Genomic DNA, 15,088 nt, shown 5'->3' on the forward strand with positions numbered 1-15,088 from the left:
CGCCCGCGACGAGGGCGGGCAGTCGCTCGACTGCCCGCCCTCGTCGCGTCCGTACCGTCCGCCGGTACGGGCGGGAGGTCTCAGAATCCGCCGGTCTGCTCGTCCCGCCGGCGCTGCCAGCGCTGCTCGACCCGGTCCATCATCCCGGCCTTGCGGCGGGGCGCGGCGGCCGGACCACTGGCACGCTGCGCCTGGCCCGCGGGCCCGCGGCGCCAGCCCGTCACGGCGAAGACTGCGCACCCGAGCATCACCAGGAAGCCCACCACACTGACCCAGATCTGGTCGACGACCATGCCGCCCATCAACAGGCCGATGCCGACCACGAAGCCGCCGATGGCCAGATAGACCCGTCGACGGGTGTAGGTGCGCAGACCGGTTCCCTCAAGCGCCGACGCGAATTTGGGATCTTCGGCATACAGCGCTCGCTCCATCTGGTCGAGCAGTCGCTGCTCGTGCTCCGAGAGCGGCACGGAGTCCTCCTACTCGTCGGTCGCCGGTGCGACCGGTCCGCCGCCCCGGTCGGGGTGGCAAGTCCAATCAGCCTTCAGAACACGCGGTCGGACGCCTGTGCGGGGGCCCGGGCCCGTGTCGTCCATATGCCCCGAGCGTCCGGCGGTCATGCTTTCCGGCTTTACCCAGATCATACGGTCCACGGGCCCTTCGCGGAGTGGTCGACCACGCGTGGGCCCGGCCACTTCGGCGGCTCCTCGCCGCACCCTCCTCAACGCGGAGGGGTGCGGACAAGTGCCCGATCCGTTGGAATCGGCCCGGACCTGGGGAGATCCCGAGGAGAAGGCGGGGAGACGAGTGGAAGACGCGCCGACGGTGCGCCGGCGAACGGCGGGAATTCCGTCGGCGAACGGCCGGAGGTCGGCCGGCGAACGGCGGTGGCCGGCCGGTCAGCCCAGGGTGGCCAGCAGGTGGAGCTGGGTCGCCACCGCGTGGAAGGCCGGCTGCCCGGCGGCGGCCTCCTCCAGCTTCAGCAGCGCGTCCAGCGCGCCCGGCTCGGTGTCCACCAGGACGCCCGGCACCAGGTCGGCGAAGACCCGCACGCCGTGCACCGACTCCACCCGCAGACCGGCGCCGGCCGCCAGCCGGTCCAGCTCCTCGCCGGTGAAGCGGCGCGGCATCGGGTCGTTCGCGCCCCAGCGGCCGTCGGCGGCGCCCAGTACCGCGCGGGCGTCGTCGAAGTGACCGCCGAGCGCGCGGGCGAGCACGGCGCCGTTGCGGTTGGCGGCCAGCAGGCTCACGAAACCGCCCCGGCGCAGGGTGCCGGCCAGGCTGCGGAGCGCCTCGGCCGGGTCGTCGACGACCTCCAGCACGCCGTGGCAGAGCACCGCGTCGACGGTGCCGGGCGCGACCAGCTCGGGGAGCGTCTGGGTGTCGCCCTGCACGGCGCGGACCAGGTCGGTCACGCCGGCCTCGGCGGCCCGCCGCTCCAGCGCGAACAGCGCGTCCGGGCTCGGGTCGACCACGGTGACCCGGTGGCCCAGCCGGGCCACCGGCACGGCGAAGTTGCCGGTGCCGCCGCCGGTGTCGACCACGTCGAGCACCGGCTGGTCCAGCTCGGCCACCCGCTTCTCCAGGGCGGCGCGCACCACCTCCCACACCACGGCGGTACGCAGGGCGCTGCGGGGACGCGTCGGGTACAAGGCGGAACTCCTTGGCACGTGCAGTGTCGATCAGGTTGTCTCCACCTTAGGCCCTCTGCACCCCGGCCCCCGCTCGGCCGCCCCCGCGCTCACCCGGCCACGCGTGCCTCCCCCTGCTGCCCGTCCAGGCCGTCCAGCGGGAGCCGCGGGGCGGGCGGGGCCGCGTGCAGGCCGAGCAGGCGCTCGACCAGGCGGAGGAACAGGGCCGAGTTGCGGACCAGGTCGTCCGCGTCGCGGGCCGAGGCCGCGCCCCGGATGCCCGCCTCGGCGGCCGCCCGGCGGCGCGCGCCCGCCGCGAAGTACGGCGCCCACTCGGCGAGCTCGGGCGCCACCTCGGGCAGGACCTCCCAGGCGCTGCGGATCGCCCGGCGGCGCCGTTCGCTCTTCTCCGGGCGCCCGCGCACGGCGAGCACCGCCGCGACGCTGCGCAGCGCCGCGAGGTGCGCGGCGGCGTACCGCTCCAGCGGGTCCTCCAGCGAGCGGGCCCGGGTGAGGGTGCGGTGGGCCTCGGCGAGCAGGTCCAGCGCGGCGGGCGGGGCGGCGGCCCGGCGCAGCACCGGGTGCACGTCGGCGCCGGCGGACGGCCGGTGGGCGGAGGAGCGCGGCGCGCTCCCCGGTCGGTGGGCGGCGGAGTGGAGGCGGGCGGTGACGGGCTCAGGACGGCTGACGGTCATGGTCTCCCCCGTTCCGAGGCAGCGCACGGTCCGGGTGGTCCGTGCCCCTCCATGGTGAACGGCACCACTGACAATCGGGCCGGGCGGTGGTCCCGGACCCCTCCCGACCGCTCACTTCCGGCCGGTCCCGCCCGGCGGCCGAAGCGCCGCCCCCCACGGACGGCGCTTCGGTACGCCCGGTCCCCCCGGAGTCGCCGGTCCCCCCGGGGCCCCGCTCCGCCGCCCCGTGCCGGCGGTGCGCGGCCGCCCTGACCGGCGCCGGGGCGGGGCGCCCGACGCGCCGCCGTCCCGGTGCCCACCACTGTGGCGTCCGCGCGGGCCGCGGGACATCCGCGCCGGTACTCAACCGGCCGTCTGAGTATCCGTACTCAGACGACCGGGACCGGGAACCGCCGCTCCCGCCGCCGGCGTCCGGGTACGGTACGGCGAGCCGGGCCGAATCCGGCGGGGACCACGAGCAGGAAACGGACGGGGAGACGGATGACGATCGTCCCGCTGATCTTCACCAGCGGACTGGCCAGCGGGATCAACGCCTACGCGGTGGTGCTGCTGCTCGGTCTGCTGGGCCGGTTCGCCGGGGCCGACTCGGTGCCGGCGGCCCTGGAGCGCACCGACGTGCTGCTGGCGGCCGCCGCGCTGTTCCTGCTGGAGGCGGTGGCCGACAAGATCCCGTACGTGGACAGCGTCTGGGACGTCGCCCACACGGTGATCCGGCCGGTCGCGGGCGCGACCGTCGGCGCGCTGATCGCCTCCACCGACCCGGGCTCGCTGGGCGAGGTCGCGGCGGGCGCGATGGGCGGCACGACGGCGCTGGTCAGCCATCTGGTGAAGGCCTCGCTGCGGATGGCGGTCAACACCTCGCCCGAGCCGGCCAGCAACATCGCGGTCTCGCTGGCCGAGGACGTCTCGGTGGCCGGGCTGGTCACGCTGGCGATCTTCCACCCGTGGCTGGCCGCCTCGATCGCCACCGTCCTGCTGCTGATCGGCATCCTGCTGGTGTGGTTCGCGATCAACCGGATCCGCGCCTTCCGCGCCCGCCGCCGCGAGCGCCGGGCGGCCCGCGCGGCCCGGGCCGGCGAGACCTCGGCCGGGCAGCCACTGGCCGGAGGATGAACCCGGCGGATCTAGGATCGGGACCATGGCACGGATCGTCATCATCGGCGCAGGTATGAGCGGGCTCGCGGCGGCTTCCCGGCTGGCGACCCTCGGGCACAAGGTGACGGTCTGCGAAGCACGCGGCACCTACGGCGGCATGGTCGGCCGTTACGAGCGCGACGGCTTCGCCTTCGACACCGGCCCCGGGCTGCTCACGCTGCCCGCCGTCTACCGCGACCTCGCGCTGAAGACCGGGCGCGAGCCGCTGGAACAGCTGGTCGAGCTGGGCCCGGTCGACCCGGAGAGCCGGCACCTGTTCCCCGACGGCACGGCCGTCTCGCTGCCCAACGCCTCGCGGGGCGGCGTGATCCAGGCCCTCGACGGGGCCTTCGGCCCGGGCGCGGGCGAGCAGTGGGCCGGTGTGCTCAACCACGGCCGTACGGTCTGGGAGGCCACCCGCCGCCCGCTGCTGGAGGAGCCGCTGCCCGCCGACCCGTCGCCGCTGCACGATGATCCCTACCCCGTGCCCGCCCCGGCCCGGCGCGGCCTGTTCGGCCGGCGGCGCGGCCCGCGCCAGTGGACGCTCACCGACGTCGCAGCCGAACAGCTCGGCGGGCACCCGGGGCTGACCGCCCTGCTGCACGAGCACGCGCTGCGGTTCGGTCTCGACCCGCGCACCACCCCCGCCGGGGCGACCGTGCTGCCGTACATGGAGCAGTCCTTCGGCGTCTGGTACGTCAGGGGCGGCCTGCGCGCGCTGGCCGACGCGGTGTACCGGCGCTGCGAGCAGCGCAAGGTGGAGTTCCGCTTCGAGACGCCGGTCGCCAAGGTGATCGTCCGCGACGGGCGGGTGTGCGGGGTGCAGACCAAGGGCGACCGGATCGACGCCGACGCGGTGGTCTCCTCGATCGACGCCCGGGTGCTGCACACCCAGTGGATGAGCGCGGCCGAGAGCTCGGACGAGTGGCCCGCCGCCGCCGAGCGGCTGCACGGCGTGCCGGGGCGGGTCAGCGTGCTGCTCGCACTGCGTGGCGCACGTCCGCAGGACACGGCGCACCGCACGGTGGTGCACGCCGGCGACCCGGCCGCCGAGCTGGCGGGCGTCTTCGACCCGGGCGCCCCCCTGACCGACCGGCCGACCGTACAGGTGCTGCGGCCGGACGACCCGTCGCTGCACCCGGAGGGGCACGAGGCCGTGGTGCTGACCGCGACCACGCCGTCCCTGGACCTGGACTGGGGCGCCCCCGGCGTCGCGGACGCCTTCGCCGACCGGATGCTCGACCACGTCGACGCGGCCGGCCTGAACCTGCGCGAGCGGCTGCTCTGGCGCGTGGTCCGCACCCCCGAGCACACCGAGCGCGAGACCGGCTCCTTCTTCGGCTCCGTCCCGCCCCCGGCCCTGGCCGGCCTCGACGGCGCCCTCCTCCAGGCCCCCAACGCGGACCACCCCGGCCTCTACCTCACCGGCGGCGCCGCCCACCCCGGCGGCGGCCTCGCCCGCGTCGGCATGTCCGCCTGCATCGTCGCCAACCTCATCGGCCCCGCCTGACCCCCGGCCCGGACCGGAAAGTCGGCCCGCGACACGGAGCGTCATCGCACACAGCTGACCGCGCCGCCACGCACCACCCCCACACGCGGAGCAGGAAGTCGGACCGGCCGGCTTCCTGCTCTCAGGGCGCGGCGTCCGGGGCGGGACGGCTCGGGGTCAGGGCTGTTGCTGCCAGGTGGGGTGCTGCTGCTGGTAGCCGTACTGGTCGTACTGGGGCTGCTGGGGGATGCCGTTGACGGGCTGGTCGGGCTGGTCGGGCTGCTCGGGCTGCTGCTGCCACTGCTGCTGCTGGTCGTAGCCGTACTGGGGCGTGGGCTGCTGCTGGTAGCCGCCGTAGGGGTCGGGCTGCTGCTGGTAGGTGCCGTACTGCTCCTGCTGCGGGTAGCCGCCGTAGCCCTGGTCGTAGCCGTACTGCTGCTGCTGCCACTGCTGCTGCTGGTCGTAGCTGTACTGCTGCTGCTGCGCCGGGTCGTAGTAGGCGTCCTGCTGCGGGACGGCCTGGAGCACCTCGGTCTGCTGCTGCTCGTAGTACGCCGGCGCGTACACGCCGTCGGCGGCCAGCTCCTGCATCTCGAACGCGGCGGTCTGCTCGACGGCCGTCTCCTCGTCCGGCACCCCGGCGGCCGGAGCCTCCTCCACGGCGCCGACCTCGCCGACCTGCTTCACCGCGACCACCGCCGCGGCCACCGCTCCCCCACCGGTGAGCGCGCCCAGCAGCGGCACCTTGGCGAGCGGCCCGGGCAGGCTCCCGTCCGCCGCCCGCAGCGACCACCCGGCCGCGTACCCGCGCTTCACCGACAGCGTCACGAAGGTCTGCCCGAGCGCGAACATCGCCGCGCCCCCGCCGATCACCGGCACGGAGCCGACCACCATCCCGCCGGCCACCGCGAGGAAGCCGGCCAGGGCGAGTCCGCGCCAGTGCAGCGGAGCCCGGTTCTGGAACAGCAGCTCGGCGACCAGCCAAAGCGCCACCACCGCCAACGCGGCGTACAGCAGCAGGTATCCGATGCCCATCCCGCCCGCTACCTCCAGTCGCGTGCCCGCGCCCGCCGCGCGTGTGCGGCGACTGTACCGGTTCAACGGCCCGGGTACCGCATCGCGTTCCCGTCCGCCGGACCAACCGCCGCGGCGGCCCCGGCGGACGGGACGCGCCGCAGCTCAACGCTGGTGCAGGCCGAGGTTCTGGTAGATCTCCAGGGTCGCCGTCGAGTGGTTCAGCGTGATGAAGTGCAGCCCGGGGACGCCCTCCGCCAGCAGCCGCTCGGACATCGCGGTGGCGTGCTCCATGCCGACCGCGCGCAGCGCCGCCGGGTCGTCGACCACCGCCCGCAGCCTGGCCTCCAGGTCCGGCGGGAAGGCCGAGCCGCTCAGCTGCGGGAAGCGCTCCAGCTGCTTGGCGTTGGTGACCGGCATGATCTCCGGGATGATCGGCGTCTCGCAGCCGGCGGCCACCACCCGGTCGCGCAGCCGCAGGTAGTCGTCGACCTCGAAGAACATCTGGGTGATCGCGTAGTCGGCGCCGGAGCGGACCTTCGCCACGAAGTGGCGGATGTCGTCGTCCCAGTCGGTCGAGCGCGGGTGCATGTTGGGCGAGGCCGCCACGCCGACGCAGAAGTCGCCGATGCCCTTGATCAGCTCGACCAGCTCGTACGCGTAGGTGACGCCCTGCGGGTGGCTGACCCACTCGCCCATCGGGTCGCCGGGCGGGTCGCCCCGCACCGCGAGGACGTTGCGCACGCCCTGGTCGGCGTACTGGCCGATGATGTTGCGCAGCTCGGCGACCGAGTGGTCGACGGCGGTCAGGTGGGCCACCGGGGTGAGCGTGGTCTCGGTGGCGATCCGCCCGACCATGTTCACGGTGCGCTCGCGCGAGGTGCCGCCGGCGCCGTACGTCATGCAGACGAAGTTGGGGTCGAGCGGTTCGAGCCGCCGGATGGCGTCCCAGAGCTTCTGCTCCCCGGCCTCGCTGCGCGGCGGCATGAACTCGAAGGAGAAGGACCGCTTTCCGGCCGCCAGGAGGTCGCGGACCGTCTGCGCGCGGTCCGGTCTGGTCGAAGCGATACCGAGTGCCATGATGGCAGGTTAGCCGTCGGCGCAAGGGCGCGAACAACTCGGTCCCAGTCCGTGAGACGCCGGATGGATGCCCGGTGGACTCCGGATGGACCGTGGCGGGACTCCGGGTGGACGGCGCCCGCTCCGGGCGGGGCGAACGGACGAACAGGAGTCCGAGGGCCCACCCGGAGCTCGTCCGTACGGCTGTTCCCCGCCGCCCCGGATACGCTTGCTGCACCCCAGCTACCTCCGGAGCCCCATCGTGACCTCGTCCAGCCACCGGCCGGCCAACCCGATTGACGTGGAGGACGTGCGCGAGCGCGTCAACGCCGCCCTCGTCGGCTTCATGGACGGCCAGTCGGCCCTGCTCAGCAAGGTCTCGCCCCAGTTGGAGCCGGTCACCGAGGCGCTGCGCGACTTCCTGCTGGACGGCGGCAAGCGGCTGCGCCCGGCGTTCTGCTACTGGGGCTGGCGGGGGGCCGGCGGCCCGGCGGCCGGCGAGGGGATCGCCCGGGCGGCGGCGGCCCTGGAGCTGCTGCAGGCCAGCGCGCTCGTCCACGACGACCTCATGGACCGCAGCGACACCCGCCGCGGCCTGCCCTCGGTGCACCGCCGCTTCGAGGCGATGCACCGCGAGCGCGGCTGGCGCGGCGACCGCGAGCAGTACGGCGCCTCGGCGGCGGTGCTGCTCGGCGACCTGCTGCTGATCTGGTGCGACGAGCTGTTCCTGAACTCCGGCCTGGACCCGGCGGCGGTGCTGGCCGCCAAGCCGATGTTCGACCTGATGCGCACCGAGGTCATGGTCGGCCAGTACCTGGACGTCCTGGAGCCGGTGGCCGGGGACTCCACCGACCACGGCGCGCTGGAGCGGGCGCAGACCGTCCTGCACTACAAGTCGGCCAAGTACACCATCGAGCGGCCGCTCCAGGTGGGCGCGCTGCTGGCGGGCGCCCCGCCCCGGCTGGTGGAGGCGTACGGGGCGTTCGGCCTGCCGCTGGGCGAGGCGTTCCAGCTGCGGGACGACCTGCTCGGCGTGTTCGGCGACCCGGCGGTCACCGGCAAGCCGGCCGGCGACGACCTGCGCGAGGGCAAGCGGACGCTGCTGGTCGCGCACGCCATGCGGGGTCTGCCGGCCGCCGAGGCGCGGCACCTGGACGAGCGGCTGGGCGCGCCGGACCTCACCCCCGGCGAGGTCGCCGGGCTGCGTGACCTGGTGGCCCGCAGCGGCGCGCCGGAGCGGGTGGAACAGCGGATCGAGGTGCTGCTGCGCCAGGCGCTGGCCGCGCTGGAGGCGGCCCCGCTGGCGGACGCCCGGGCCCGCGGGACGCTGCTGGCACTGGCCGAGGCCGCCACCGTCCGCAAGTACTGACCCGTTCGCACGGGCCAGGACGGACGGCGGCGGCCCCGTTCGCTCAGAGCGCGCGCAGCCGGCGGGCGAACTCGGCGGCCGCGGCCCCCGGGTCGTCCGCGGCGGTGATGGCCCGGACCACCACGACCCGGCGGGCGCCGGCGGCCAGCACCTCGTCCAGGTTGCCGAGGTCGATGCCGCCGATGGCGAACCACGGCCGCCCGGTCCCCAGCTTCGCCGCGTACTCGACCAGGCCCAGGCCCGGCGCGGGCCGGCCCGGCTTGGTCGGGGTCGGCCAGACCGGGCCGGTGCAGAAGTAGTCGACGCCGGGCTCGGCGGCGGCCGCGTCCACCTCCGACTCGGCGTGGCAGGAGCGCCCGATCAGCACGTCCTCGCCGATGATCGCCCGGGCGGCGGGCACCGGAAGGTCGTCCTGGCCCAGGTGCAGCACGTCCGGGCCGGCCGCGTGGGCGACGTCCGCGCGGTCGTTGACGGCGAGCAGCTTGCCGTGCCGGCGGCAGGCGTCGGCGAAGACCTCCAGCGCCGCCAGCTCCTGCCTGGCCTCCAGGCCCTTGTCCCGGAGCTGGACGATGTCCACGCCGCCGGCCAGCGCGGCGTCCAGGAACGCGGCGAGGTCGCCGCGCTCGCGCCGGGCGTCGGTGCACAGGTAGAGCCGGGCGTCGGCGAGCCGGGCCCGCCGGTCGGTCACGGCCGGCGCGGTCGTGGCCGGGTCGGTCACAGCGCCATCGCCTGGGCGCGGCGCTTGACCTCGGTGGCCCGGTTCTCCTGCAGCGCCTGGATGGGGGTGCCGGGCAGCGACGGGTCCTCGGTGAACATCCACTCGAGGATCTCCTCGTCGCTGAACCCGCTGTCGCGCAGCACCGTCAGCGTGCCGACCAGGTGCTTCACCGGGCCGGTCTCGTCGATGAACGCCGCCGGGACCTGCAGCGACTTGTTGGGGCCGCGGCGGACGGCGATCAGGTCACCCTTCTTGACCATGTTGCGGACCTCGGTGACCACCAGGCCCCACTTCTCGGAGATGTCGGGGAGGTACAGCCACGCGGGGACCAGGTCTTCAATCTTGGCTTCGATCTCACTCACGCCACCAGACTGCCACCTCGGCGGCCCGCCGCGCACCAATCGGGTCCGCTACCCGGCGGCGACGGCCGCCTTCAGCGGGACGGCGGGGTCGGCGGCGCGGGCCGCGTCGAGCACCGCGCCGCGCTCGATCAGCCGCCGGCCCTGGGTGAGGTCGCGCGGCCGGTCGACCGCGAGCAGCGCGCGCAGGGCGCCGTCGCGCAGCCAGAGCACCGACCAGTCGGCGTCGCCCGGCGCGCCGCGCCACAGCAGCTCGTCGCCCTCGCCGTGCCGGCCGGCGTACTGCACCATCCGCCCGAACTGCTCGGACCAGAAGTACTGCACCGGGTCGTACGGCTGCGTGTCCGTCCCCAGCACGGTGGCGGCGACCGCCTCGCCGGACTGCAGCGCGTGGTCCCAGTGCTGGACGGTCAGCCGGCTGCCGGAGCGGGCCGAGGGGTAGCCGACGCAGTCGCCGGCCGCGAGCACGCCCGGCACGGTGGTGCGCAGCCGCTCGTCGACCAGGACCGCGCCGGCCGCGTCCAGGGCGACCCCGGTGCCGGCCAGCCAGCCGGTGGCAGGGCGGGCGCCGATGCCGACCACCACCTCGTCCGCGGGCAGGTGCGAGCCGTCGGCGAGCAGCACCGCGCCCGGCTCGACGGCGGCGACGCCGGTGCCGCAGCGCAGCTCCACCCCGGCCTCGGCGTACCAGGCGGCCATCGCCCGGCCGATCGCGGTGGGCAGCGCGCCGGGGACGGGCGCCGGGCCGGCCTCGACCACGGTCACCTCGCAGCCGGCCGCCCGGGCGGCGGTGGCCACCTCGGCGCCGATCCAGCCCGCGCCCACCAGCACCAGGCGCAGGCCCGGGCGGAGCAGGGCGCGCAGCGCGAGCGCGTCGTCCAGGGTGTGCAGCAGGTGGGCGCGCTCGGCGCCGGGCAGCGCGCGGGGCTCGGCGCCGGTGGCGATCACCAGCGTGCCGTACGGCTCGTCCCCGGCGTCGGTGTGCAGCACGCCCGCGCCGCCGGGGCCGCCGGGGGTGAGGCCGGTGGCGCGGCGGCCGGTGAGCAGCTCGACGCCGAGCTGCGCGAAGTCGAGGTCGAGGGCGGTGCTGTCGGTCTTGCCGAGCAGGACGTCCTTGGAGAGCGGCGGCCGGTCGTACGGCGCGTGCGGTTCCTCGCCGACCAGTGTGATCCGCCCCTGCCAGCCGTCGCGCCGCAGCACCGCGGCGCACTGCGCCCCGGCCAGCCCGGCGCCGACCACGACCACCCGGTCCGTCCGTCCCGTTCCGCTCAGTTCAGCCACGCCCGTCACTGTACTGAGCCCGGTCCCGGGCCCCTGGACCTAGGCCGCCCCCGGGCCCCGGGCCGCCCCCGTCCGGGCACCTTCAGGGGGCGCGGCGCCCGGAGTTAAGGTGGGGGCACCATCACGGGAGCCCGGCGGACCGGGCTGAGAGGCGGGCTGGCACGGCCTGCGACCGTCCGAACCTGATCCGGGTCATACCGGCGAAGGGAGAGCAGCTTTGACACGCTCGGCACCGGGCGCCCACGCCGATGTGCTGGTCATCGGCGGTGGGATCATCGGACTCGTGGTCGCCTGGCGGGCGGCCCAGCGCGGACTGCGCGTGGCCGTGGCCGACCCCAGGCCCGGCGGCGGCGCCGCCCAGGTGGCGGCGGGCATGCTCGCCCCGGTCACCGAACTGCAGTACGGCGAGGAGCCGCTGCTGCGCCTCGGCATGGCCTCCAACGAGCGGTACGCGGCCTTCGCCGCCGAGCTCACCGAGGCGAGCGGCGGCCTGGACACCGGCTACCGGCAGTGCGGCACGATCGCCGTCGCCCTCGACTCCGACGACCGCGAGGAACTGCGCGAGCTGCACGCCTTCCACCGGCGGCTCGGGCTGGACTCGCAGTGGCTCACCGGCCGCGAGGCCCGCCGGCTGGAGCCGATGCTCGCCCCGGGCGTGCGCGGCGGCCTGCACGTCACCGACGACCACCAGGTGGACGGCCGCCGGCTGGCCGCGGCTCTGGTGGAGGCCTGCGAGCGGGCGGGCGCGGTGCTGCACCGCTCCGAGGTCACCGAGCTGCTGGTCGGGAACGACCGCGCGACCGGCGCCCGGCTGGCCACCGGCGGGAGCGTCACCGCCGAGCGGGTGGTGCTCGCGGCCGGCTCGCGCAGCCACCTGCTGCCCGGCCTGCCCCCGGGCGTGCTGCCGGCGATCCGCCCGGTCAAGGGCCAGGTCCTGCGGCTGCGGGTGCCCGGGGCCTACCGGCCGTTCCTGTCCCGCAACGTGCGCGCCGTCGTGCGCGGCGGCCACCTCTACCTGGTGCCGCGCGAGAACGGCGAGCTGGTGGTCGGCGCGACGACCGAGGAGCAGGGCCACGACACCACGGTCACCGCCGGCGGGGTGTACGAGCTGCTGCGCGACGCGCACGAGCTGGTCCCCGGCATCACCGAGCTGCCGCTGGTGGAGACCGGCGCCGGGCTGCGCCCCGGCTCGCCGGACAACGCGCCGCTGCTCGGCCCGACCGCGCTGCCCGGCCTGGTCGCCGCGACCGGCCACTACCGCAACGGCGTCCTGCTGACGCCCGTCACCGGCGACCTGGTGGCCGAGTACCTGGCCACCGGCACCCTGCCGGAGCTCGCCCGCCCGTTCGCCCCCACCCGATTCACGAAGGTCCCGGCATGAGCCCCCGCACCGACATCCCCCTGAGCGTCAACGGCGAGCCCCGCGAGGTGCCCGCCTCGACCACCCTCGCCGAGGTGGTCGCCACCCTCAGCCAGGCGCACTCCGGCGTCGCCGCCGCCCTCAACGAGGCCGTGGTGCCGCGCACCGAGTGGTCGCGCACCCCGCTGTCGGCGGGCGACCGGATCGAGATCCTCACCGCCGTGCAGGGGGGCTGACCGATGGCCGACGACCTTCTCACCATCGCCGGGACGTCCTTCTCCTCCCGGCTGATCATGGGCACCGGCGGCGCCCCGAGCCTGGAGGTCCTGGAGCAGGCGCTCCAGGTGTCCGGCACCGAGCTGACCACCGTGGCGATGCGCCGGGTGAACGCCACCACCCAGGGCTCGGTGCTCGACGTGCTGAGCCGCAACAGCATCCGCGTGCTGCCCAACACGGCCGGCTGCTTCACCGCCGGCGAGGCCGTGCTGACCGCCCGGCTGGCCCGCGAGGCGCTCGGCACGGACTGGGTGAAGCTGGAGGTGATCGCCGACGAGCGGACCCTCCTGCCGGACCCGATCGAGCTGCTGGACGCCGCCGAGACCCTGGTCGACGACGGTTTCACGGTGCTGCCGTACACCAACGACGACCCGGTGCTCGCCCGCAAGCTGGAGGACGTCGGCTGCGCGGCGATCATGCCGCTGGGCTCGCCGATCGGCTCCGGTCTCGGCATCCGCAACCCGCACAACTTCCAGCTGATCGTGGAGAGCGCGGGCGTCCCGGTGATCCTGGACGCCGGCGCCGGCACCGCCTCGGACGTCGCGCTGGCGATGGAGCTGGGCTGCGCCGCGGTGATGCTGGCCTCGGCCGTCACCCGCGCCCAGGACCCGGTGCTGATGGCCGACGCGATGCGGCACGCCGCCGAGGCCGGCCGCCTCGCCCACCGGGCGGGCCGGATCCCGCGCCGGTTCCACGCCGAGGCCTCCTCCGCGATGGCCGGCCGCGCCGACCTGGACACCCGCGAGCACCCCGCCTTCTGAGCGGGCCCCGTGGGCGGGCCGCATTCCGGATCGTTCCTGCGATCATCGGCCCGGTGTCACAAACCGGGCACAGAGCGGCCCCGGGGGCGGTGTCCCCCGGGGCCCGCGCACGGCCACGCCCTAGACTCGCCGGGTGGACATGGCACTGCGCGACCCCCTGATCGGTACCCTGCTCGACGGCCGGTACCGGGTCGAGCGGCGGATCGCCGCGGGCGGGATGTCCACCGTCTACCGGGGCACCGACACCCGGCTCGACCGGGTCGTGGCGCTCAAGGTGATGCACCCCTCGCTGGCCGGGGACACCGCGTTCACCACCCGCTTCATCCGCGAGGCCAAGGCCGTCGCCCGGCTCGCCCACCCCAACGTCGTCAACGTCTTCGACCAGGGCGCCGACGGCGGGACCGTCTTCCTCGCCATGGAGTACGTGCCCGGCGGCACCCTGCGCGACCTGCTGCGCGACCGCGGCGCGCTGTCCATCCGGGCCGCCCTGGACATCCTGGAACCGGTACTCGCCGCGCTCGGCGCCGCCCACCGGGCCGGCCTGGTGCACCGCGACGTCAAGCCGGAGAACGTCCTGATCACCGACGACGGCCTGGTCAAGGTCGCCGACTTCGGTCTGGTCCGGGTGCTGAACGCCGCCGACGGCGCCACCACCTCCACCACCGCGACGGCCGGCACCGTGCTCGGCACCGTCTCCTACCTCGCGCCCGAGCAGATCCGCCCGGGCGCCGAGACCGACCAGCGGGTGGACGTCTACGCGGCCGGCATCCTGCTGTACGAGATGCTCACCGGCTCGCGCCCGCACACCGGCGAGAACCCCGTCCAGGTGATGTACCGCCACCTGCACGAGGACGTCCCGGCGCCGTCCGCGACCGTCCCCGGCGTGGTGCCCGAGCTGGACGCCATAGTGGCGGGCGCCTGCGCCCGGGAGCGCGCGGACCGTCCGTTCGACGCGGTGGAACTGCTCGCCGCCCTGCAGCGGGTCCGCCCCCGGCTCACCCCGGCCCAGCTGGACGCCGAACCGCCCGCCTCCACCCGCCCCAGCCCGCAGTACCCCACCGGCGAGGCGACCTCGGTGCTCACCCCGGTGCTGATGCCCGCGCCCCCGGTCGAGCGCACCAGCGTGCTGGACGTGCCGCCGGACGTCATGGACCAGCTGCTCACCGAGCCGCGCCCGTACGACGAGCCGCCGCCGGAGCGCGCGCCCCGCGCCCGGCGGGCCCCGCGCGCCCGCTCCGCCGCCCGCCGGCTGCCGCGCGGGCCGCTGATCTGGGCGGCCGTGGTCACCGCCCTGGTGCTGCTGGTCGGCGGGGCGACGTTCGCGATCTCCGGCGCGGTGTACGGCACGGTGCCGGGCGTGCTCGGCAAGGACCGCCGCGAGGCGGAGCGGATCCTGGACGCCGCCGGCATGCACGGGCGGGTCTCCGAGGCGTACAGCGAGTCCGTCCCGGCCGGCCAGGTGATGGCGGCCGACCCCGGCGTGGGCACCCGGACCAGGAAGAGCGACGCCGTCACCCTCACCGTCTCGCGCGGGCCCAAGCGGATCGCCGTCCCCGACGTGGTCGGCCGCCCGTCCGCCCAGGCCGCCTCGGCACTGACCGGGGCGCAGCTGGCGGCCGGCACGGTGACCGAGACCTACAACGACTCCGTCCCCGAGGGCTCGGTGATCAGCAGCTCACCGGCGGCCGGGCAGCAGGTCGCGGAGAACACACCGGTCGCGCTGGTGGTCAGCAAGGGCATGGTGCCGGTCCCGGACGTCACCGGGATGTCCAAGGAGGCCGCGGAGAAGGCGCTCCAGGCGGCCGGTTTCACCATGCAGAGCAGCGGGGTCAACCTGTTCGGCACCGGCAAGGTGACCGGCCAGTCCCCGGCGGCCGGCGAGCGCCGTCCGCAGCGCTCCGTGGTCACGGTCACCCTGCCGTTCCTCTAGGCGCGCCCGGCC

Annotated in this window: 15 protein-coding genes and 1 riboswitch; of the genes, 7 read left to right on the forward strand and 8 right to left on the reverse strand. The window is 75.5% G+C overall.

Annotation, left to right across the window (positions count from 1 at the left end):
- Positions 1–80 precede the first annotated feature (80 nt).
- From ABT093_RS21860 to ABT093_RS21870, 3 genes are all read right to left on the reverse strand, one after another.
- A complete protein-coding gene (locus ABT093_RS21860) occupies positions 81–470 on the reverse strand; it encodes an SCO2097 family morphological protein (protein ID WP_350566687.1) in 390 nt (129 codons plus the stop codon).
- A gap of 429 nt (positions 471–899) precedes the next feature.
- Positions 900–1,652: a methyltransferase domain-containing protein gene (locus ABT093_RS21865; RefSeq protein WP_350566689.1), complete on the reverse strand. Its 753-nt coding sequence runs from the start codon at positions 1,650–1,652 to the stop codon at positions 900–902.
- Between the two features lie 89 nt (positions 1,653–1,741).
- A complete protein-coding gene (locus tag ABT093_RS21870) occupies positions 1,742–2,326 on the reverse strand; it encodes an SAV_6107 family HEPN domain-containing protein (RefSeq protein ID WP_350566691.1) in 585 nt (194 codons plus the stop codon).
- 480 nt (positions 2,327–2,806) lie between these two features.
- On the opposite strand from ABT093_RS21870, the gene ABT093_RS21875 reads away from it, so the two are divergent.
- Together ABT093_RS21875 and ABT093_RS21880 are read left to right on the forward strand one after the other, a co-directional pair.
- Entirely contained in the window at positions 2,807–3,439 is a 633-nt protein-coding gene (locus ABT093_RS21875; RefSeq protein ID WP_350566693.1) for a DUF4126 domain-containing protein, read from the forward strand.
- A 25-nt stretch (positions 3,440–3,464) separates the two neighbouring features.
- Entirely contained in the window at positions 3,465–4,970 is a 1,506-nt protein-coding gene (locus tag ABT093_RS21880) for a phytoene desaturase family protein (RefSeq protein WP_350566695.1), read from the forward strand.
- 156 nt (positions 4,971–5,126) lie between these two features.
- Here ABT093_RS21880 and ABT093_RS21885 read toward each other — a convergent pair whose 3' ends face one another.
- Together ABT093_RS21885 and metF are read right to left on the reverse strand one after the other, a co-directional pair.
- On the reverse strand, positions 5,127–5,984 hold the full coding sequence (locus tag ABT093_RS21885) for a hypothetical protein (RefSeq protein WP_350566697.1): 858 nt from the start codon (positions 5,982–5,984) through the stop codon (positions 5,127–5,129).
- 144 nt (positions 5,985–6,128) lie between these two features.
- Positions 6,129–7,043, reverse strand: coding sequence for a methylenetetrahydrofolate reductase [NAD(P)H] (gene metF, locus ABT093_RS21890; RefSeq protein WP_350566699.1), 915 nt, complete (start codon positions 7,041–7,043; stop codon positions 6,129–6,131).
- A gap of 241 nt (positions 7,044–7,284) precedes the next feature.
- On the opposite strand from metF, the gene ABT093_RS21895 reads away from it, so the two are divergent.
- Positions 7,285–8,391 carry a polyprenyl synthetase family protein gene (locus tag ABT093_RS21895; RefSeq protein WP_350566701.1) on the forward strand — a complete coding sequence of 369 codons (1,107 nt, stop codon included), beginning with the start codon at positions 7,285–7,287 and terminating at the stop codon, positions 8,389–8,391.
- A gap of 43 nt (positions 8,392–8,434) precedes the next feature.
- Here the strand turns inward: ABT093_RS21895 and thiE are convergent, their stop codons facing one another.
- From thiE to ABT093_RS21910, 3 genes are read right to left on the reverse strand one after another with little or no spacing between them, the layout of a single operon-like run.
- Entirely contained in the window at positions 8,435–9,109 is a 675-nt protein-coding gene (thiE, locus tag ABT093_RS21900) for a thiamine phosphate synthase (RefSeq protein WP_350566703.1), read from the reverse strand.
- Positions 9,106–9,471, reverse strand: a complete 366-nt coding sequence (locus ABT093_RS21905) for an Rv2175c family DNA-binding protein (RefSeq protein ID WP_350566705.1) — start codon at positions 9,469–9,471, stop codon at positions 9,106–9,108. The genes thiE and ABT093_RS21905 overlap by 4 nt, the downstream gene beginning before the upstream one ends.
- Before the next feature lie 48 nt (positions 9,472–9,519).
- A complete protein-coding gene (locus tag ABT093_RS21910; RefSeq protein ID WP_502884279.1) occupies positions 9,520–10,749 on the reverse strand; it encodes an NAD(P)/FAD-dependent oxidoreductase in 1,230 nt (409 codons plus the stop codon).
- A 113-nt stretch (positions 10,750–10,862) separates the two neighbouring features.
- A riboswitch (TPP riboswitch) is annotated at positions 10,863–10,976 on the forward strand.
- Between ABT093_RS21910 and thiO the strand changes: the two genes are divergently transcribed.
- From thiO to pknB, 4 genes are all read left to right on the forward strand, one after another.
- Positions 10,967–12,130, forward strand: coding sequence for a glycine oxidase ThiO (thiO, locus tag ABT093_RS21915; protein ID WP_350566709.1), 1,164 nt, complete (start codon positions 10,967–10,969; stop codon positions 12,128–12,130). It overlaps the preceding riboswitch by 10 nt.
- On the forward strand, positions 12,127–12,345 hold the full coding sequence (gene thiS / locus ABT093_RS21920) for a sulfur carrier protein ThiS (RefSeq protein WP_350566711.1): 219 nt from the start codon (positions 12,127–12,129) through the stop codon (positions 12,343–12,345). Before thiO ends, thiS begins: the two co-directional genes overlap by 4 nt.
- A 3-nt stretch (positions 12,346–12,348) precedes the next feature.
- Complete coding sequence (locus ABT093_RS21925) at positions 12,349–13,146, forward strand: thiazole synthase (RefSeq protein ID WP_350566713.1); 798 nt, start codon at positions 12,349–12,351, stop codon at positions 13,144–13,146.
- 139 nt (positions 13,147–13,285) lie between these two features.
- Positions 13,286–15,076 carry a Stk1 family PASTA domain-containing Ser/Thr kinase gene (pknB, locus tag ABT093_RS21930; RefSeq protein ID WP_350566907.1) on the forward strand — a complete coding sequence of 597 codons (1,791 nt, stop codon included), beginning with the start codon at positions 13,286–13,288 and terminating at the stop codon, positions 15,074–15,076.
- The last annotated feature ends 12 nt before the right edge of the window (positions 15,077–15,088 follow it).

Origin of the sequence: Kitasatospora sp. NPDC002551 (assembly GCF_040296005.1) — a bacterium.
Taxonomy (GTDB): Bacteria; Actinomycetota; Actinomycetes; order Streptomycetales; family Streptomycetaceae; genus Kitasatospora.

Bases quoted from the DNA above. Each gene is read 5' to 3' on its own strand.
- ABT093_RS21870 (WP_350566691.1), bottom strand. From the start codon at position 2,326: ATGACCGTCAGCCGTCCTGAGCCCGTCACCGCCCGCCTCCACTCCGCC.
- ABT093_RS21875 (WP_350566693.1), top strand. From the start codon at position 2,807: ATGACGATCGTCCCGCTGATCTTCACCAGCGGACTGGCCAGCGGGATC.
- ABT093_RS21880 (WP_350566695.1), top strand. From the start codon at position 3,465: ATGGCACGGATCGTCATCATCGGCGCAGGTATGAGCGGGCTCGCGGCG.
- ABT093_RS21885 (WP_350566697.1), bottom strand. From the start codon at position 5,984: ATGGGCATCGGATACCTGCTGCTGTACGCCGCGTTGGCGGTGGTGGCG.
- metF (WP_350566699.1), bottom strand. From the start codon at position 7,043: ATGGCACTCGGTATCGCTTCGACCAGACCGGACCGCGCGCAGACGGTC.
- thiS (WP_350566711.1), top strand. From the start codon at position 12,127: ATGAGCCCCCGCACCGACATCCCCCTGAGCGTCAACGGCGAGCCCCGC.
- ABT093_RS21925 (WP_350566713.1), top strand. From the start codon at position 12,349: ATGGCCGACGACCTTCTCACCATCGCCGGGACGTCCTTCTCCTCCCGG.
- pknB (WP_350566907.1), top strand. From the start codon at position 13,286: ATGGCACTGCGCGACCCCCTGATCGGTACCCTGCTCGACGGCCGGTAC.